Annotated in this window: 18 protein-coding genes; 12 read left to right on the forward strand and 6 right to left on the reverse strand. The window is 62.5% G+C overall.

What is annotated here, in order from left to right; all coding sequences use genetic code 11:
• Positions 1 to 33: 33 nt before the first annotated feature.
• From QRN61_RS23710 to QRN61_RS23720, 3 genes are read right to left on the reverse strand one after another with little or no spacing between them, the layout of a single operon-like run.
• Positions 34 to 1,137, reverse strand: coding sequence for an extracellular solute-binding protein (locus QRN61_RS23710; RefSeq protein ID WP_285375756.1), 1,104 nt, complete (start codon positions 1,135 to 1,137; stop codon positions 34 to 36).
• Between the two features lies 1 nt (position 1,138).
• Complete coding sequence (gene aguB, locus QRN61_RS23715; protein ID WP_285375757.1) at positions 1,139 to 2,047, reverse strand: N-carbamoylputrescine amidase; 909 nt, start codon at positions 2,045 to 2,047, stop codon at positions 1,139 to 1,141.
• A 3-nt stretch (positions 2,048 to 2,050) separates the two neighbouring features.
• On the reverse strand, positions 2,051 to 3,103 hold the full coding sequence (locus QRN61_RS23720) for an agmatine deiminase family protein (RefSeq protein ID WP_285375758.1): 1,053 nt from the start codon (positions 3,101 to 3,103) through the stop codon (positions 2,051 to 2,053).
• Between the two features lie 135 nt (positions 3,104 to 3,238).
• Between QRN61_RS23720 and QRN61_RS23725 the strand changes: the two genes are divergently transcribed.
• Entirely contained in the window at positions 3,239 to 4,126 is an 888-nt protein-coding gene (locus QRN61_RS23725; protein ID WP_285375761.1) for a LysR substrate-binding domain-containing protein, read from the forward strand.
• On the opposite strand, the gene QRN61_RS23730 is transcribed toward QRN61_RS23725, so the two are convergent.
• Complete coding sequence (locus QRN61_RS23730; protein ID WP_097089983.1) at positions 4,108 to 5,268, reverse strand: radical SAM protein; 1,161 nt, start codon at positions 5,266 to 5,268, stop codon at positions 4,108 to 4,110. The two genes, QRN61_RS23725 and QRN61_RS23730, sit on opposite strands and share 19 nt — an antisense overlap.
• A 74-nt stretch (positions 5,269 to 5,342) precedes the next feature.
• Complete coding sequence (locus QRN61_RS23735) at positions 5,343 to 6,287, reverse strand: LysR family transcriptional regulator (protein ID WP_285375764.1); 945 nt, start codon at positions 6,285 to 6,287, stop codon at positions 5,343 to 5,345.
• A 122-nt stretch (positions 6,288 to 6,409) separates the two neighbouring features.
• Here QRN61_RS23735 and QRN61_RS23740 point away from each other — a divergent pair, with 122 nt between their 5' ends.
• The 5 genes from QRN61_RS23740 to phnE all read left to right on the forward strand — a co-directional run bounded on the left by QRN61_RS23740 (position 6,410) and on the right by phnE (position 10,208).
• Positions 6,410 to 6,808, forward strand: coding sequence for a RidA family protein (locus QRN61_RS23740; protein ID WP_285375766.1), 399 nt, complete (start codon positions 6,410 to 6,412; stop codon positions 6,806 to 6,808).
• Between the two features lie 157 nt (positions 6,809 to 6,965).
• Positions 6,966 to 7,829, forward strand: coding sequence for a putative selenate ABC transporter substrate-binding protein (locus tag QRN61_RS23745; protein WP_041072554.1), 864 nt, complete (start codon positions 6,966 to 6,968; stop codon positions 7,827 to 7,829).
• Positions 7,826 to 8,623: a phosphonate ABC transporter ATP-binding protein gene (locus tag QRN61_RS23750; protein WP_103367576.1), complete on the forward strand. Its 798-nt coding sequence runs from the start codon at positions 7,826 to 7,828 to the stop codon at positions 8,621 to 8,623. The genes QRN61_RS23745 and QRN61_RS23750 overlap by 4 nt, the downstream gene beginning before the upstream one ends.
• Positions 8,617 to 9,444: a PhnE/PtxC family ABC transporter permease gene (locus tag QRN61_RS23755; protein WP_103370548.1), complete on the forward strand. Its 828-nt coding sequence runs from the start codon at positions 8,617 to 8,619 to the stop codon at positions 9,442 to 9,444. The genes QRN61_RS23750 and QRN61_RS23755 overlap by 7 nt, the downstream gene beginning before the upstream one ends.
• Positions 9,441 to 10,208, forward strand: coding sequence for a phosphonate ABC transporter, permease protein PhnE (gene phnE / locus QRN61_RS23760; RefSeq protein WP_285375773.1), 768 nt, complete (start codon positions 9,441 to 9,443; stop codon positions 10,206 to 10,208). Before QRN61_RS23755 ends, phnE begins: the two co-directional genes overlap by 4 nt.
• Positions 10,209 to 10,218: 10 nt before the next feature.
• Here phnE and QRN61_RS23765 read toward each other — a convergent pair whose 3' ends face one another.
• The gene (locus QRN61_RS23765; protein WP_183785318.1) at positions 10,219 to 10,992 is read right to left on the reverse strand and encodes an AraC family transcriptional regulator; all 774 of its coding nucleotides are present in this window, start codon (positions 10,990 to 10,992) and stop codon (positions 10,219 to 10,221) included.
• A gap of 200 nt (positions 10,993 to 11,192) precedes the next feature.
• On the opposite strand from QRN61_RS23765, the gene QRN61_RS23770 reads away from it, so the two are divergent.
• From QRN61_RS23770 to QRN61_RS23795, 6 genes are all read left to right on the forward strand, one after another.
• On the forward strand, positions 11,193 to 12,821 hold the full coding sequence (locus QRN61_RS23770) for an APC family permease (RefSeq protein WP_027613819.1): 1,629 nt from the start codon (positions 11,193 to 11,195) through the stop codon (positions 12,819 to 12,821).
• 21 nt (positions 12,822 to 12,842) lie between these two features.
• Positions 12,843 to 13,769: a 4-hydroxyproline epimerase gene (locus QRN61_RS23775; RefSeq protein WP_285375777.1), complete on the forward strand. Its 927-nt coding sequence runs from the start codon at positions 12,843 to 12,845 to the stop codon at positions 13,767 to 13,769.
• A 49-nt stretch (positions 13,770 to 13,818) separates the two neighbouring features.
• Positions 13,819 to 14,766, forward strand: coding sequence for a dihydrodipicolinate synthase family protein (locus QRN61_RS23780; RefSeq protein WP_041072540.1), 948 nt, complete (start codon positions 13,819 to 13,821; stop codon positions 14,764 to 14,766).
• A 57-nt stretch (positions 14,767 to 14,823) separates the two neighbouring features.
• Complete coding sequence (locus QRN61_RS23785) at positions 14,824 to 16,401, forward strand: aldehyde dehydrogenase (NADP(+)) (protein ID WP_285375779.1); 1,578 nt, start codon at positions 14,824 to 14,826, stop codon at positions 16,399 to 16,401.
• A gap of 2 nt (positions 16,402 to 16,403) precedes the next feature.
• Positions 16,404 to 17,669 carry an NAD(P)/FAD-dependent oxidoreductase gene (locus tag QRN61_RS23790; RefSeq protein WP_285375780.1) on the forward strand — a complete coding sequence of 422 codons (1,266 nt, stop codon included), beginning with the start codon at positions 16,404 to 16,406 and terminating at the stop codon, positions 17,667 to 17,669.
• Positions 17,670 to 17,737: 68 nt separating this feature from the next.
• Positions 17,738 to 18,700, forward strand: a complete 963-nt coding sequence (locus QRN61_RS23795; protein ID WP_285375781.1) for a Dyp-type peroxidase — start codon at positions 17,738 to 17,740, stop codon at positions 18,698 to 18,700.
• The last annotated feature ends 2 nt before the right edge of the window (positions 18,701 to 18,702 follow it).

Here is an 18,702-nt window from a genome sequence, read left to right on the forward strand (position 1 = left end):
AAAAGGGCCGGCGGCCGGGCGCCGGCGGTTGAGTCATGGGTGGGTGGCGGTTTTGAATTTGGTCCAGGTGCGCATCCGTGCACGCATATCGGCCTGAGGAATGTCCTTGCCCGGGATCAATCGAGCATAGGTCGCCTCGTCGAGGTAGATGTCCGGGTTGTTGCGCATTGCCGCATCGACGCTGGCCCGTGCCTTGGCGTTGGAAGTCGGGTAACCGGTGAAGTTACTGATCGCCGCCATGTTTTCCGGGCGCATCACGAAGTTGATGAACGCGTAGGCGTAATCCGGGTGTTTCGCATCGACCGGAATCGCCATGGTGTCCATCCACACCGTGGTGCCTTCGCGGGGGATGCGGTACTCAAATTTCGTGGTCTTGCCAGCGCTGTCCGAGGTGCGTTGGGCCTGGGTCATGTCGCCGCTGTAACCCAGCGACAGACACAGGTTGCCGTTGACCAGATCGGTCACCGGTTGCGACTGGAACTTGCGCACATAAGGCCGCAGCTTCATCAGCACCTCACTGGCCGCCGCCAGATCCGCCGGTTTCGCACTACGCGGATCGCGCCCCAGATAATTGAGCACCACTGCCAGCACTTCATCCGGCGAGTCGATCATCGAAATCCCGCAATCGGCAAACTTCGCCGCCAGCTCCGGTTTGAACAGCATGTCCAGGCTGTTGACCGGCGCGTCGGCCATGCGTTGCTTGATCTGCGCCGCGTTGTAGGTCAGGCCGATGGTGCCCCAGGTGTAAGGCACGGTGGCCTGGCTGGAGTGTTCGTAATGGCTGCGCAATTTCTGCAAGCCGGGTTCGATGTCGGCCAGTGCCGTCAGCTTCGATGGGTCCAGCGGCATCAGGCTGCCGGCGCGCATCAGGCGCTCGGCCACAGTGTCGCCGGGGAAGATCAGGTCATAGCCGCTGCCACCTGAAAGCATCTTCGCCTCGAGGGTTTCGCTGCCGTCCATGACGTCGTAGATCACCTTAATCCCGGTTTCGGCGGTGAAGCGGCTCAGGGTGTCTTCGGCAAAATAATCGGCCCAGTTGTACAGGCGCAGGGTTTTGTCCTCGGCATGCAGCGCCGGGATCACGCAAGTCAGGGCCAGGCCCAGAACGCCGAGCAGTCGTTTGTGATGCGTAGTCATATCAAACCCCTTGAGCGTTCCAGCGTGCGTGAAGGTTGCGACCATCCTGACTGAGCAGTGCGCCATACATGTCCGGCCGGCGGTCACGGTAGATGCCCCAGCTCAGGCGTTCTTCGCGCATCGCCTCGAGGTCGAGGCGGTGCACCAGCACGCCCGTGCTGTCGCGGTCGGCTTCGGCCAGCAACTGGCCTTTGTGATCGCTGATGAACGACGAACCGTAGAAGTTCATCTGCAGCGACTGATCGGTGCTCGCCACTTCGCGCCCGACCCGGTTGGCCGCCACTACCGGCAGCAGATTGGCGGCGGCATGGCCGCGCATGGTCATCTGCCAGTGGTCGCGAGAATCCAGCACCGCGCAGCCCGGCTCGGAGCCGATAGCCGTGGGGAACAGCAACACTTCAGCGCCCATCAGCGCCAGACAACGCGCGGTCTCGGGAAACCATTGATCCCAGCAGATACCCACACCGAGGCGGCCGAATGCGGTGTCCCAGACTTTGAAGCCGCTATCGCCGGGGCTGAAATATTCCTTCTCCTGATAGCCGATGGCGTTGGGAATGTGGGTTTTGCGGTACACCCCCGACAGGCGCCCGTCGGCATCGGCCACGCTCAACGAATTGAAGAAGGCGTTGCCGGCCCTCTCGAACCAGCTCAGCGGCAGCACCACGCCCAGCTCTTTGGCCAGCGCGGCGAAACGCTGCAGCACACGGCTGTCGCGATACTCCTCGGCCAGCGCCAGATGTTTGTGGCTCTGTTCGATGCAGAAATATGGCGTGGCGAACAGCTCCTGCAACAGGATCACCTGCGCGCCCTTCGCGGCGGCCTCACGCACCAGTTGCTCGGCCTGATCGAGGTTGCGCGGCAGATCCCAGGTGCACGGCATCTGGGTAGTGGCGATGGTCAGATGGCTCATCGCTCAACCCTCCACCGGCCAGGCCGGTTGCTGCTGAGTGATGCAATGCACCCCGCCGCCGCCATGAGCCAGATGATTGATGCGCACCGGCACCACTTCGCGTCCGGGGAACGCCTGCGCCAGCACTTTGGCCGCCACCTCGTCGGCCTCGATGCCGTAGGCCGGCATGATGATCGCGCCGTTGGCGATGTAGAAATTGGTGTACGAGGCGCAGAACACTTCGGCGTCGCTGTCCACCGCTTCGCTGGCTTCAAACAGTTCAATCAGCTCGAACTTGCGCCCTTCGGCGTCGGTCGCCAACTCCAGCGCACGACGGTTTTCGCGGACCACTTCGGCGTACACCGAGCTTTGGTCGTGGGTCGCATCCACCAGCAACACGCCGGGACGGGCGAAGGCGCAGACGCCATCAACGTGACCGTCAGTCATGTCGCCGGTGACGTAATCCGGATCGCCCGGCAGCCAGATGGTTTTCTTCACGCCGAGCAAGCGGCTGAAGATGTCTTCCATCTCGGCCTTGCCAATGCCCGGGTTGCGATTGGGGTTGAGCAGCACCGACTCGGTGGTGATCAGCGTGCCCTCGCCGTCGACATGAATCGCCCCGCCCTCGTTGCCCAGCGGCGTGCCGAAGCATTCCAGCCCCAGATGATTGAGTACGCGCCGCGCCAGGCTTTCGTCCAGGTCGTGCGCCGACTTGCCGCCCCAGGCGTTGAAGCGCCAACTGACACCGGCCAGCCCTTGTTGCGGGTGGCAGACAAAGCTCGGGCCGGAGTCGCGGCACCAGCTGTCGTTAACCGCCAGCGGAATCAGCTCAATGTTCGGCCCGCACAGGGCTTTGGCGCTCGCTACCGCCGAGGGATCAACGACCATTTTCACCGGCTCGAATCGCGCGATGGCGTTGGCGACCCGGGCGAAATCCTCCTGCACCAGCGGCAGAGTCACGCGCCAGCCCGACTCCCACAGCGCCTGGTTATGCGGCCAGACCATCCACGTCGCGGCATGCGTCACCCATTCGGCAGGCATCATCCAAGCGTTGTTGTTATTCTCGTTGCGCGGCATGACAAGCACCTCTCGATTAAGCCATTGTATTCAATGGAAATTGCCGGGATTTGGCGTGAGGTGAATGCTACGGCGCTGAAATCGCAGCAACAAACGATGGATTTAGCGCACAACTGATTAGAGGAACTTATCGATATGCTCAAGCACTGGCCGCCGCTCAGCTCCCTGCGCGGCTTCGAAGCGGCTGCGCGCCTCGGCAGTTTTCACAAGGCGGCCGATGAGTTGAGCCTCACTCAGTCGGCGATCAGCCAGCAGATTCGCAGCCTCGAAGCGTACCTCGAACAGCCGCTGTTCTTTCGCAACGGTCGCAGTGTCGCGCTGACCGATGCCGGCCACGATCTGCTCAGCACCACCCAGGCGATGCTGCAGCAACTGGCGGTCGGCATCCGGCGTCTGGGGCAATATCAGAAGCCCAATCAACTGGTGCTCAACACCACGCCGGCGTTTGCCCGGCACTGGTTGCTGCCGCGTCTGGCGGATTTTCGGCGCCAGCATCCGCAAGTCGATTTGTGGATTTTCAGCACCGATGAAGTACCGGACATGGCCACGCAAACCATCGATCTGGCGGTGCGCGACGACATCAGCTCCCAGGCTGAATGCAGCTTCAAGGTGCTGCATGCCGACCGCCTGTTTCCGGCGTGTCATCCCAGCGTTTTGGCGCAGCCCGCCGCGCAACGCACGACCCTGCACGGTGAGCGTGAAATGGACTGGAGCCACTGGGCGGTGGAGGCCGGCGTCGATGTCGGGCAACAGGATCAGGGGCTGAATTTTTCCGATCCGGGCTTGTTGCTCGATGCCGCTGCGGCAGGGCTGGGGATTGCGCTGGTCAGTCAGTTGCTCAGCCATCAGGCGCAGGAAAACGGGCTGTTGCAGCCCTTGGTGGAGCAAACCATTCGTGGCCCGAACTGGGCGCTGCTGACGCATCGCGACAGCGAGAATGACCCGATGGCGCGATGCTTCAGTGAATGGCTTTCAAACCAACTGGCGGGACCTGATCCGCACGATCAGACGACCGTGAGATAACCCGCACCGAGCCGGCCTTCCAGACGACCGAACAGCACGTAATGCTGATAACCGCTGGTGAACGCGCCCGTGGAAATCGCGTTTTTGACGTCCTGGTTCATATGCAGGTATTGCGCTTCGTCGAAGTTATCCGCACTGACTTCACCGGTTCGCCCAAGCTTTTCGCTTTCGACCGGCAGCCCCATGATCGTGCGCCGCTGGAAGTCGATAATGCGGTTGACCGCATGGCTTTCCAGCGGCCCCCGATTGGATTGCGTCGAGTAGATGTGCAAGCCGTTTTTTGCGCAGCGATTGCACATGTCGACGCAATTTTTCTGGGTGGACTTCAGGCCGGTCAATTGCGCCAGAGGCATATCCAGATACTTGCCGACCTGGTATTCGGTCTGATTGAAAACGGAACAGCACAAAACGGTATTGCCGTTGCAGTCGAGCACCAGCCAGTCATCCTTGAGCGAGCACGCCTGCTTGGGATACTGACGGACCAGATTGACCAGATCGTCGAAGGGCGGCAGCGCCAGCCTTTTCAGGGTTTCATGATCGGTATCTGTCACCGAAGGGTCGCGCTCGATCAGCGCCAGCGTTTTCTCCAGCGGCATCATCACTGAATACCCAGTGGAGAACTCGAAACCCAGACTCTGGCTGAATTCGCGCATCAGCCCTTCTTCTTCCATGTTGTCCAGATAACGGTGGTAGTAAACCTCGATGCGCGTACTCAAGCCATGTTGCTGCTTGAGTTCATGCAGTTTGATCATGTTGGCCTTGACCACTTCAATGTCGCCGCCCACGTGCCCCTGCTGGTAAGTCTCCTGGTAAAACCCGGACAACGAAATACGGAAGAACCACGGGTTGGCCAGCATGGCGGTTTCCATGTTCTTGGCCAGGTTCAAGTTGGAGCTGATACCGCTCTGCAAACCGGCGGCATTGATGATCTCGACAAACTCACCGATTCGCGGATGGATCAACGGCTCGGTCCAGTTGTACAGAAAGATCGTCTCGACCCCTTCGTTGCGGGCCTTCTCGACGATCTTGCGGAACATGTCGACTTGCATGGCTTTCTTGAAGTTGACGTTTTCCGAGTTGCCCATCGGGCACGAAGGGCAGCTTAAATTGCACGCACCGACAATATCGATATACATATTCATGACGGGTGACGCTCCTTGAGTGAATAGCGGTGCATCCAGAGCAAGCGACTGTCATGGTTGGCGTTATTCGTTAGTTATTTGACAGTCCCGGAGCGCGGCTCAGCAAGTTCCGGGCCATTGCCATGGTGCGCCATCAATTCCACGATCCAATTGATAAATACCCTTAGCTTTTGGCTGATATGCCGGTTCGGCGGGTACGCCACGTAGAGCGGCATCGGCTCGAGTTGCCAGTCCTCGAACAGCGGCACCAACTCACCCCGAGTCTGATGCGCGTGCGACATGTACCTGGGTAACCACAGCACGCCCATGCCGGCCAGACCTGCCGCAAGGTAAGCGTTGCCGTCATCGACGGCGAGCACGTGGCGGCCCTTGATCTGCAGGTGTTCGCTGCCATTGTGCAAGGCGTAAGGCACGGGTTTGCCGGTGCGCGCCCAGAGAAATCCGACCACCCGATGATGCGAGTCCTCCAGCTCGCGTGGATGCTGCGGCGTGCCAGCGCGGGCCAGATAATCCGGCGCGGCGAAAACCCCGAGCTGAAGATCGGCCACCCGCCGCGCCATCAGTGACTGATCAAGCAGTTCGCCGCCGCGCACCACGCAATCGACGTTCTCATCGATGATGTCGACGATGCGGTCGCTGACACCCATGTCGATCTGAATGTCCGGATACCGCGCATGAAACTCAGGCAATGCCGGCACCAGAATCAGCCTCGCCAGCGGGCTCGGCACATCTACGCGCAAGCGTCCTCTGGGCAATGCCGAGGCGCCGGACAGACTGGTTTCGGCGTCGTCCATATCGGCCAACAACCTAATGACCCGCTCGTAATAGATTGCGCCATCGGCAGTGACGTTGACCTTGCGCGTGGTGCGGTTGAGCAACCTGACCCGCAGCCGGGCTTCCAGTTGCTGCACGAGTTGGGTCACGGTGGTCTTGCTCATGTGCAAGGTCTCGGCAGCCTTGGTGAAACTGCCCGCCTCGACCACCCGGGCGAACGCCTGCATTGCATCGAAACGGTCCACTTTGCGCCCTCGGATTGTTTGGAATCTGCAAACAGTGAACGCCAAGCTTGCGCGTTTATCGCCACTGCGCAAGCCCCTACAGTCACTCCATCAGCAACCACCAAACAATGATGGAGACACCCATGACCCAGCGCGACGTCGTTTTCCCGCCAGCCCGCCATGCGCTTTACGAGCGCCATCGTTATTCGCCAGCGATTCGTTCCAACGGTTTTCTGTTTGTCTCGGGGCAAGTCGGCAGCCGTGTAGATGGTTCGCCCGAGCCGGATCTGCAGAACCAGGTGCGCCTGGCGTTCAATAACCTCAATGCGATCCTCGATGCCGCCGGTTGCAGCTTCGCCGATGCGGTGGACGTCACGGTGTTCATGATTGATCCGCAATCGACCTTCGAAACCATCTGGGAAGTGGTGCCGGAGTTCTGGGGCAGCGCACCGTATCCGACGATTACTGCGGTCGGCGTGACCTGGCTGGCCGGGTTTCAGTTCGAGATCAAGGTGATTGCCAAACTCCCGGAAACCCCATGATCGTAATCCGGGGTAAAACATCGTCGGACACCACTGCTGGCCTTTGACAGCGCGGCTGCGTATAACCTCGCCGTTTCGTCTAACCTGATTGAGCGCCCGATCGCGACACCTCGCGTCGCGGCGCTTAGAATGCGACGCTCATGAAACGGAGATTTCCATGCTCAAACGAACCCTGGCACTGACTGCTGGTCTGGCCCTGTCTTTTTCTGCTTTGGTGGCGCATGCCGCCGATGTGTTGCGGGTCAGTGCAATTCCCGATGAAGCCCCGACCGAATTGCTGCGCAAATTCGAACCACTGGGGGCCTATCTGGAGCAGCAACTGGGCATGAAAGTGCAGTTCGTTCCGGTGGCCGACTACCCGGCAGTGGTTGAAGCGCTGGCGACCGATCGCCTCGACATGGCCTGGCTGGGCGGTTTCACTTTCGTTCAGGCACGCCTGAAGACCGACGCCACCACCCCGGTGATCCCGCTGGTGCAGCGCGAGCAGGATGCGCAGTTCACCAGCAAGTTCATCACTGCCGACCCAAACGTGAAGAGCCTGGCCGACCTCAAAGGCAAGACCTTTGCCTTTGGTTCGGTATCGTCCACCTCCGGCAGCCTGATGCCGCGTTACTTCATGCTGAAGAACGACAACATCAAGCCTGAAGCCTATTTCAGCCGCGTTGCCTATTCCGGCGCGCACGATGCCACCGTGGCTTGGGTTCAGGCCGGCAAGGTCGATGCCGGAGTGCTGAACGCCAGCGTCTGGCAGAAACTGGTGGACGCGGGCAAGGTCGACACCAGCAAGGTCCACGTGTTCGCCACCACCCCGGCCTACTTCGATTACAACTGGACCGTGCGCGGCACCCTAGACCCGGCGCTGGCGGCGAAGATCAAGAAAGCCTTCCTCGACCTCGACCCGGCCAACCCCGAGCAGAAGAAGATTCTTGATCTGCAGGCTGCCAGCCGCTTCATCGACACCAAGCCCGAAAACTACAAGGGTATCGAGGAAGCTGCTCGCGCTGCCGATCTGTTGAAATGACCCTGAGCCTCAAACAAGGCACTCTGCACCACGCCAACGGGGTCGATGCGCTGCGCGGCATCGACCTGCAGATTGGCGCCGGCGAGCAGGTGGCGATCATCGGTCCTTCCGGGGCCGGCAAGTCGAGTCTGTTGAACCTGCTGGCCACCGCGTTGCGCCCCAGCAGCGGTGAAATCGAGGTGCTGGGCGAACGTCCCTGGCATCTCTCGGCCCGTCAACGGCAACGCCTGCGTGCGCGCATCGGCCTGGTGCATCAAGCCCCACCGCTGCCGCCGCGCCAGCGCGTGGTAACGGCGGTGCTGGCCGGCAAACTCGGCCAGTGGAGTTTAGGCAAGAGCCTGCTCAATCTGCTGCACCCGACGGATATTCCCGGCGCCCGTGCGGCCCTGGCACGACTGGATCTGGGCGACAAACTCTTCGCTTACTGCCAGCAATTGTCCGGCGGCCAATTGCAGCGCGTAGGCATTGCCCGGGTGCTGTATCAGGCACCGGAGATTCTGCTGGCGGACGAACCGGTGTCGGCGATGGACCCGGTACTCGCCGGGCACACCCTGTCGATCCTCTCGCAGCACGCGCGGACGCATAACGTCACGCTGGTAGCGAGCCTGCATGCAGTGGAACTGGCGCTGGCGCACTTTCCGCGCATCATCGGTTTGCGCGACGGCCAGATCCTGTTTGACAGCCCGGCCGAACAGGTCAGCCGCGAGATGCTCGACACGCTGTACGCCAACGAGCAATTGCAAAGCCCGACGACGCCCAATGCGCCGCTGATTGTGCAGATCCCGCGATGCTGAGGGCCGATTCACGCGACCCGGCCGCCGCGCCGCGATTACTGCTGACCCTGCTGGCACTTGCCTTGCTGTGGCCGGGCATCCAGCTCAGCGAACTGGACCTTGGCGTGCTGCTGCACAGCGACAGCCAGACCGAAATGGGCCGCTTCATCTCCGGATTCTGGCCACCGGCGCATGACCACGATTTTCTCCAGTTGCTGCTCAAGGCGACCCTGCAAACCCTGGCCATCGCCACCGCCGGCATGGCCCTCGCACTGCTGCTGGCGGTACCGGCGAGCCTGATTGCCAGTCGCGCACTGTCGTTGTCCGCCGCGTCCCGCGGCGGCATTCCCAGTCGGGTCGGAAGCTTGCTGCGCTGGCCGGTGCGCGGGCTGCTGATCTTCTTGCGCAGCGTGCCCGAGATTGTCTGGGCGCTGCTGTTTGTGCGTGCCGTGGGCCTCGGCCCGGCGGCCGGTGTGCTGGCAATCGCCATCACCTACAGCGGCATGCTCGGCAAGGTCTACGCGGAGATTTTCGAATCCACCGACCAACGCCCGGCGCACGCCTTGATGCAGGCCGGCAGCGGGCGGCTCGCGGCGTTCGCCTACGGGATTCTGCCGAATGTCGCGGCCGAGCTGCTGTCGTACACGGTGTATCGCTGGGAGTGCGCGATTCGTGCGTCGGTGGTGATGGGATTTGTCGGCGCCGGAGGCCTCGGCCAACAGATCGACCTGTCATTGCGCATGTTCGCCAGCGGTGAAGTGGCGAGCATGTTGCTGACCTTTTTGATTCTGGTGCTCGGCGCCGACCAACTCAGCCGCCTGCTGCGCTGGAGGCTGACATGAATCGCCTGATCAATCTGTTGCTGATCGTTGGCATTGGCGTCGCGGTCATCGCCTCGTTCGGTTACCTCGAACTCGACCTCGGTGAACTGGGCAGCGCCACCAGCCTCAAGCAGATGGGTGCCTACGCGCAGCGTTTTCTCAGCCCGGACCTTAGCGCCACGCATTTACAGGCGATCCTCAAGGGCTCGCTGGAAACCCTCGCCATGTCGGCCCTCGGCACCCTGCTCGCGGCGGTGTTCGGCATTATCCTCGCGCTGCCCGCGGCCGGGCGTTTCGGCTGGCCGTTGCAAAGCGCTTCGCGCCTGTTGCTCAACGGCCTGCGGGCGATTCCGGAACTGGTGTGGGCGGCGCTGATGGTGCTCGCCGCCGGCCTCGGCCCGAACGCCGGCACCCTCGCGCTGGCGCTGCACACCACCGGCGTGCTCGGCCGGCTGTTCGCCGAAGCGCTGGAAAACACCCCGCCGGAACCTGCCGAAGCGATCCGTTTGCAGGGCGGCAACCCGGTGCTCGCCTTCTGCTATGGCACCCTGCCCAACCTTGCCCCGCAATTGCTCGCGTATTGCCTGTATCGCTGGGAAAACAACATTCGCATGGCCAGCGTGCTGGGCTTTGTCGGTGCCGGCGGTTTGGGGCAGATGCTGTATGTCAGCCTGAGCCTGTTTCAGGAAGCGCAGGCGAGTACGGTGATTCTGGCGATGCTGATTCTGGTGCTGGGCGTGGATTCGCTGAGTGCGTGGAGCCGGCAGCGCTGGGTCAAGGCCTGACGGGCAAGCCTCACTGCGCCGTCGCCAACCGGTACTGGCGCGGGGTGAATCCGGTGGAAGCCTTGAACTGCCGGGTGAACGCGCTGTGGTCGGTATAACCGCACTGCAGCGCCACTTCGGTGATCGGCAGGTCGCCGTGCAACAGCCGATGCGCGTGCTCAAGACGCACCTTCTGGATCATCTGCCGCGGCGTCAGGTGGAACACTCGCTTGCAGTAACGCTCCAGTTGCGCCACGGAAATCCCGGCGATGCGCGTCAGTTCGCTCAGGCTGACGCGCTGATTGAAGTTCGCCCGGATGTATTCATCCACCGCCGCCAGTCGCTGATACGCCGGATGGGTTTCGCTGGCGGTCTGCAAGTCGACGGAAATTCCCGCCAGGCCAATGATCCGATTGTTGCGGTCGTACAACGGACGCTTGTGGGTCAGGCACCAGCCCGGTTCGCGGCTGCCGTACAGATGCAGCTCCAGCTGATCCTCCAGCACAAATCCCTCTTCCAGTACGCGCCGATCCTGCTCGGTGTAGCCCGGGCCCAATTGCGCCGGAAACACTTCGGCGCTGGTCTTGCCCAGTAACGGTCGCAGGTCTTTCAAACCGCAGCGCTGCACCAGCGTCTGGTTGGCCATTACGTAGCGCGCCTGCAGATCCTTGATGAAGATCGCCGCGTTGGGAATCACGTCGAGCATCGGCAACAGCAGCGCCATGCTGGCGAGCAGATCGTCGAGGCATTGCGGTCGGCTCGCTTCGTTGTGCTGGCTCAGGATCGCAAACGCGTTCTGCGGCATGCCTCTCACTCCCCACTCGGTTTTATCACTTGCACGCAGATTGCCCCATGGCCGACAGCCTGTCGAGCCGGGCCTTTGCCGTTGGCCATTGTGCTGATTTCGTCATCGTCACCGGCAAAAAACATCAATCGCCCATCGCCCGATCAGTTCACTGTAGCGCCACTGCACGCCCCTCCAACAACCAACAAGAAGGCGACGCTATGACAGGCCAAGGCAAGTTCAAGAAACAACTTTCATTGATAGACCTCACGTTCATCGGGCTGGGGGCGATCTTCGGTTCGGGGTGGTTGTTCGCCGCCAGTCACGTGTCGGCCATCGCCGGCCCGGCAGGGATTTTTTCCTGGCTGCTCGGTGGTTTCGCCGTATTGCTGCTGGGCATCGTCTACTGCGAATTGGGCGCCGCGCTGCCCCGTGCCGGCGGTGTGGTGCGTTATCCGGTTTACTCCCACGGCCCGCTGCTCGGTTACCTGATGGGCTTCATCACGCTGATCGCGTTTTCCAGTCTGGTGGCGATCGAAGTGGTCGCCTCGCGGCAATATGCGGCGGCGTGGTTTCCCGAATTGACCAAGGCCGGTTCCAGCGACCCGACCGTGCTCGGGTGGTTCGTGCAGTTCGGGTTGTTGTGCCTGTTTTTCCTGCTCAATTACCGCAGCGTGAAGACCTTCGCCATGGCCAACAATCTGGTCAGCGTGTTCAAGTTCATCGTGCCGCTGCTGGTGATTGGCGTGCTGTTCACCTTCTTCAAACCGACCAATTTCGAAGTGCACGGCTTTGCGCCGTTCGGTCTGTCCGGCATTGAAATGGCGGTCTCGGCGGGTGGGGTGATCTTTGCTTATCTGGGCCTGACGCCGATCATTTCCGTGGCCAGTGAAGTGAAGAACCCGCAACGCACGATCCCGATTGCGCTGATCCTGTCGGTGCTGCTGTCCACCGCGATTTACGTGTTGCTGCAAACCGCTTTCCTCGGCGGCATCCCGACCGAAATGCTCGCCAATGGCTGGGCCGGCGTCGCCAAGGAACTGGCCCTGCCGTACCGCGACATCGCTCTGGCACTGGGTGTCGGCTGGCTGGCGTATCTGGTGGTGGCCGATGCGGTGATCTCGCCCAGCGGCTGCGGCAACATCTACATGAACGCCACGCCACGGGTGATCTACGGCTGGGCGCAGACCGGGACCTTCTTCAAGATCTTCACCCGCATCGACGAAAAATCCGGCATCCCGCGCCCGGCGCTGTGGCTGACCTTTGGCCTGTCGGTGTTCTGGACCCTGCCGTTCCCGTCATGGGAAGCGCTGATCAACGTGGTCTCTGCCGCGCTGGTATTGAGCTACGCCGTGGCCCCGGTGACGGTTGCCGCACTGCGTCGCAATGCGCCGGACATGCCGCGTCCGTTCCGGGTCAAGGGCATGAGCGTGCTTGGGCCGCTGTCGTTCATCATCGCCGCGCTGATTGTCTACTGGTCGGGCTGGGGCACCGTGTCGTGGTTGCTCGGCCTGCAAATCCTGATGTTTGTCATCTACCTGCTGTGCGGGCGCATGGTGCCGACCGCGCACCTGAATCTGGGCCAGCAAGTGCGCTCGTCGGCGTGGCTGATCGGCTTCTACGCCGTGACCATCGTCCTCTCCAAGCTCGGCAGTTTCGGCGGCATCGGCGTGCTCAGCCATCCGTTCGACACGGTGATCGTCGCGGTCTGCGCGCTGGGCATCTACTACTGGGGCGCCGCCACCGGCGTACCGGCACGCCTGATTCGTCTGGAAACCGAGGACGACGAAAGCGAAGCCGCTGAATCCTCCACCCATTCGGCAACGGGCCAGCGCCCTGCTCACGCCTGACCTTCACTCAAGGGACGAACCATGAAACGACTGCACATCATCGATTCCCATACCGGCGGCGAACCCACGCGCCTGGTGATGAAGGGCTTCCCCGAGCTGCCCGGCAACAGCATGGCCGAGAAGCGCGATGCCTTGCGCGAAGGCCACGATCAATGGCGCCGCGCCTGCCTGCTCGAACCACGTGGCAACGACGTGCTGGTCGGTGCGCTGTACTGCGCGCCGGTCTCGCCGGATGCCACCTGCGGGGTGATTTTCTTCAACAACGCCGGTTACCTCGGCATGTGCGGCCACGGCACCATCGGCCTGGTCAACTCGCTGCATTACCTGGGCCGCATCGAACCGGGCGTGCACAAGATCGACACCCCGGTCGGCCCGGTCAGCGCCACCCTGCACGAGGACGGCGCGGTAACTCTGGGCAACGTCCCGGCCTGGCGCTACCGCAAACAGGTGCCGGTGGACGTGCCCGGCTACGGTCGCGTGTTCGGCGACGTCGCCTGGGGCGGCAACTGGTTTTTCCTGGTTTCCGAACACGGCCAGGACCTGCAGATGAGCAACGTCGAAGCCCTCACCGATTACACCTGGGCGATGCTCAAGGCCCTTGAGGCCCAAGGCATCCACGGTGAGGACGGCGCACTGATCGATCACGTCGAACTGTTTGCCGACGACGCCCACGCCGACAGCCGCAACTTCGTCATGTGCCCGGGCAAAGCCTACGACCGCTCCCCCTGCGGCACCGGCACCAGCGCCAAACTCGCCTGCCTGGCCGCTGACGGCAAACTCGCCGAAGGCCAGGTCTGGACGCAAGCGAGCATCACCGGCAGCCAGTTCGAAGGGCGCTTCGAATGGCATGGCGAACGCGTGCGTCCTTTCATTACCGGCCGCGCCTACATGACCGCCGACGCCACCCTGCTGATCGACGAGCAGGACTCTTTCGCGTGGGGCATCTGACCTGCCCCGTTTTTTTCGACTTGAATGAATGTCCCGAGGAGCTACAACAATGAGCGATAACATCTTCACTGGCTGCATTCCCGCACTGATGACCCCGTGCACCGCCGCGCGTAAACCCGACTTCGACGCACTGGTGGCCAAGGGTCGCGAGCTGATCGATATCGGCATGAGCGCGGTGGTTTACTGCGGCTCGATGGGCGACTGGCCGCTGCTGACCGAGGCCGAGCGTCAGGAAGGCGTGGCGCGTCTGGTGGCCGCCGGGGTACCGACCATCGTCGGCACTGGCGCGGTCAACAGCCGTGAAGCGGTGTCCCACGCTGCACATGCGGCGAAAGTCGGCGCCCATGGCCTGATGGTGATTCCGCGCGTCTTGTCCCGTGGTGCTTCGGCCACCGCGCAAAAAGCCCACTTCGCCGCGATCCTCAACGCCGCGCCGAACCTGCCGGCGGTGATCTACAACAGTCCCTACTACGGCTTCGCCACCCGCGCCGAGCTGTTCTTCGAACTGCGCCGTGAACACCCGAACCTGATCGGCTTCAAGGAGTTCGGCGGTGGCGCCGACTTGCGCTACGCCGCCGAAAACATCACCTCGCAGGACGATGCCGTGACCCTGATGGTCGGTGTCGATACCCAAGTGGTGCACGGTTTCGTCAACTGCAACGCCACCGGCGCGATCACCGGTATCGGCAACGCCCTGCCGCGCGAAGTGCTGCAACTGGTCGCGCTGAGCAAGCAAGCGGCCAAGGGCGACGCCAAGGCCCGGCGTCTGGCGCGCGAACTGGAAGCGGCGCTGGCGGTGCTGTCGTCGTTCGACGAAGGCTGCGACCTGGTGCTGTATTACAAGCATCTGATGGTGCTCAACGGCGACCGCGAATACGCCCTGCACTTCAACGAAACCGACGCCTTGAGCGATGCCCAGCGTCGTTACGCCGAGACCCAGTACGCGCTGTTCCGTCAGTGGTACAAAAACTGGTCCGCCGAACAGAACCTCGCCTGACCGCAGCCCCTGCCCCGGTGTGATACCGGGGCTTCACCTGTTTTTCAAGGAAGCGTCATGACTCTGACAGGCCACATGTTGATCGGCGGCCAAGCCATTGCCGGCAGCCGTGAAGCGATCCATGCGATCAATCCCGCCACCGACGCGGTGCTGCAACCGGCCTATGCCGGTGGCACTGCAGAACATGTCGAACAGGCCTGCGCACTGGCGTGGCAAGCCTTTGATCGTTATCGCGAGACCTCCCTCAAAGCTCGCGCCGAATTTCTCGAAACCATCGCCAATGAGATCGAAGCCCTTGGCGATGCGCTGATCGACCGTGCCGTGGCCGAAACCGGCCTGCCTCGCGCCCGTATCCAGGGCGAACGCGGACGCACTTGCGGGCAATTGCGCACCTTTGCCCGCACAGTGCGTGCTGGCGAATGGCTGGACGTTCGCGTCGATCAATCACAACCACAGCGCCAGCCGCTGCCACGTTCTGATTTGCGCCAGCGGCAGATCGCGCTGGGGCCAGTGGCGGTGTTTGGCGCCAGCAACTTTCCGCTGGCGTTCTCGGTGGCGGGCGGCGACACCGCTTCGGCATTGGCCGCCGGTTGCCCGGTGATCGTCAAGGCGCACAGCGCGCATCCCGGCACCAGTGAACTGGTCGGCCAAGCGCTGGCTCGCGCGGTGAAAAAATGCGGTTTGCCTGAAGGCGTGTTTTCGCTGCTGTTCGGTTCCGGCAACGAAGTCGGTATTGCATTGGTCAGCGATTGGCGCATCAAGGCGGTGGGCTTCACCGGCTCGCGCAGTGGCGGCCTCGCCCTGAGCCAAGCGGCGCAGGCACGGCCCGAACCGATTCCGGTGTATGCGGAAATGAGTTCGATCAATCCGGTGTTGCTGTTTCCCGCAGCGCTTGCTGCTCGCGGTGAGGCGTTGGCGCAGGGCTTTGTCGCCTCGCTGACTCAGGGTGCCGGGCAGTTCTGTACCAATCCCGGGCTGGTCATCGCTCACCAAGGGCCGGCGCTGGACAGTTTCATCGCCACCGCCGCCGAAGGGGTCCAGCGCAGCCCGGCGCAGACCATGCTCACGCCGGGGATTTTCCGCGCCTATGCAAGCGCCGTCGCCGCGTTGGCCGAACATCCGCAGGCGCAACACGTAGCGAGCGGTCTCGCGACTGAAGAGCCGAACCAGTGCCAGGCGCAATTGTTCGTCACTCAGGCGCAGGACTTCCTCGCCGACGCACGCCTGCAAGGTGAAATCTTTGGTGCAGCATCACTGATCGTACAGTGCACCAACGACGATGAAATCCGTCAGATCTGCGAACACCTCGAAGGCCAGTTGACCGCCACCCTGCACCTGGATGACGCCGATCTGGATCAAGCTCGGGCCTTGTTGCCGACACTGGAGCGCAAGGCCGGACGTCTGCTGGTCAACGGCTGGCCGACCGGGGTCGAAGTGTGTGACGCGATGGTGCATGGCGGGCCGTTCCCGGCCACGTCGGATTCGCGCAGCACCTCGGTCGGCACGGCGGCGATCCTGCGTTTCCTGCGTCCGGTGTGTTATCAGGATTTCCCCGACAGCCTGCTGCCGCAGCCGCTGAAACAGACGAATCCGCTGCAATTACGGCGCTTGCTCGACGGTCAGAGGGAAGCCTGAACATGCCCGACAACCTCACAGCGGACAACGCCGATATCGCGGTGATCGGCGCCGGCATCATCGGTGTCGCCTGCGCCCTGCAACTGGCACGTCAGGGTAAACGGGTGGTGGTCATCGACAAGCAACCGCCCGGTCATGGCGCCTCGTTCGGCAACGCCGGGCATCTGGCCACCGAGCAGGTGTTTCCGATTGCCGATGCGTCGATCCTCAAGCGTCTGCCAGCGATGCTGATGGACCCGATGGGGCCGCTGCGCCTGGACTGGAAGTACCTGCCGTGCGCCGTGCCGTGGTTCAGCCGCCTGCTGCTGAACCTGCGCCCAGCTCCGTTTCAGCGCACCGTGGCCGGCCTGCGCGCGCTCAACGAAAGCAGCCTCGACGCCTGGAAGCGCCTGCTGCACAGCATCGCCCGCCCCGACCTGCTCAAGGAGGACGGCTCGCTGCTGGTGTTCGAGCGCGCCGAGTCGCGGCAAGCGATCGACGCCTTGCAGACTCGCATGCGTCAGCAACAGGTGCCCGTGGACTTCTGGTCGGCCAGCGCCGTGCGGGACACCGCGCCGCAGCTCAGCGAACAGATTCAGGGCGGGTTGTTCTACCCGCGCACCGGGCATTTTCTCGACCCGTATCAGGTGGTGTGCGAACTGGTGAGTGCGGCCAAAATGGCCGGCGTGCAGTTCATTCAGCAGGAGGTTCAGGGCGGCCAGTTGCAGGCGCATGGCGTGTCACTGATCACCGATCAGGGGCGTTTCACCGCGCGGCAGGTGCTGATCGCCTGTGGCGCGCATTCGGCGAAGCTCACCACTGCGCTGACCGGTAAACGCGTGCCGCTGGACACCGAGCGCGGCTATCACCTGATGTTGCCCCACGAGCACGAGCGACTGCCGTTCGCCGTCACGTCGCTGGAGCGCAAGTTCATCATGACGCCGATGGCCGGCGGCTTGCGCCTGGCCGGCACCGTTGAGTTCGCCGGTCTGGAGCGCCCGCCGTTTATGGAACGCGCCTGGCAGTTACACCGTTTGAGCAAGGGCTTATTCCGCCGTGATTTGAACGCTGAAGACGCGACGCCGTGGATGGGCTTTCGTCCGTCGCTGCCGGACTCGCTGCCGGTCATCGACAAGGTCGGCGACGGTAAAGTGCTGCTCGCGTTCGGGCATCAGCATTTGGGGCTGACGCAGGCGGCGGTGACTGCGCAGATGATTGCTCAGTTGGCGTCTCCCTCGGCCAATTCCGGCGTGCCGACGATGGATGCCTATCGACTGGGTCGCTTCTGAGATACCGATGAAACGTTTTTGGTTTCATACTGAGCGCCGACCTTGGCCCCGCGCATATGGAACCGACTATGACCTCATCAATGGATACCCCCGAGCCACAAGCGATCTGCAACCCGATCACCAGCAGCGCGATTTTCATCGTCGCCACGCTGCTGCCCGGCAGCGACGCCGCCAGTCAGGTGCGCGGCTGGTGCGGCGACATCGCCGCCCTCACCCGCTCGGTCGGCAAACGTGTGCCCAACGGCAACTTGTCATGTGTCTGCGGTTTCAGCGCCAACGCCTGGGACGCCTTGTTCGGCAGCCCGCGCCCGGCGTCGCTGCATCCGTTCCGCGAGTTCGGCGTCGAGGGCCGTCGTGCCGTCGCAACGCCGGGCGACATCCTGCTGCACATCCGTGCCGACCAGATGGATCTGTGTTTCGAACTGGCGACCCAGTTGTGCAGCGCACTCAATGGCGCGATCACCGTGGTGGATGAGGTGCAGGGGTTCCGCTACTTCGACATGCGCAGCATCATCGGTTTCGTCGATGGCACCGAGAACCCGGTGGGCCGCAAGGCAGACCACTTCACCCTGATCGGCAACGAAGACCCGGCGTTCGAATCCGGCAGTTATGTGCTGGTGCAGAAGTACCTGCACAAGATGGAGGCGTGGAATGCGCTGAGCGTCGAAGCTCAGGAAAAGGTGATCGGCCGCACCAAACTGGCCGACATCGAACTCGGTGAAGAGGTGAAACCGAGCAATTCCCACAGCGCCCTGACCACCATCACCAAGGACGGCCAGGAGCAGAAAATCCTGCGCGACAACATGCCGTTCGGTCGTCCGGGAGCTGGCGAGTTCGGCACCTATTTCATCGGCTACGCGCGCTCGCCGGAACCGATCGAGCAGATGCTGGAGAACATGTTTGTCGGCAAACCCGTCGGCAACTACGACCGTTTGCTGGACTTCAGCACCGCAGTCACCGGGGGGTTGTTCTTTGTGCCGTCAGCCGACCTGCTCGAAGAGCTGGCGGAGCGAGAGCCCGCGCAGGCGTGACA

The sequence above is a fragment of the Pseudomonas sp. lyk4-TYG-107 genome (assembly GCF_030209055.1).
Taxonomy (GTDB): Bacteria; Pseudomonadota; Gammaproteobacteria; order Pseudomonadales; family Pseudomonadaceae; genus Aquipseudomonas; species Aquipseudomonas putida_A.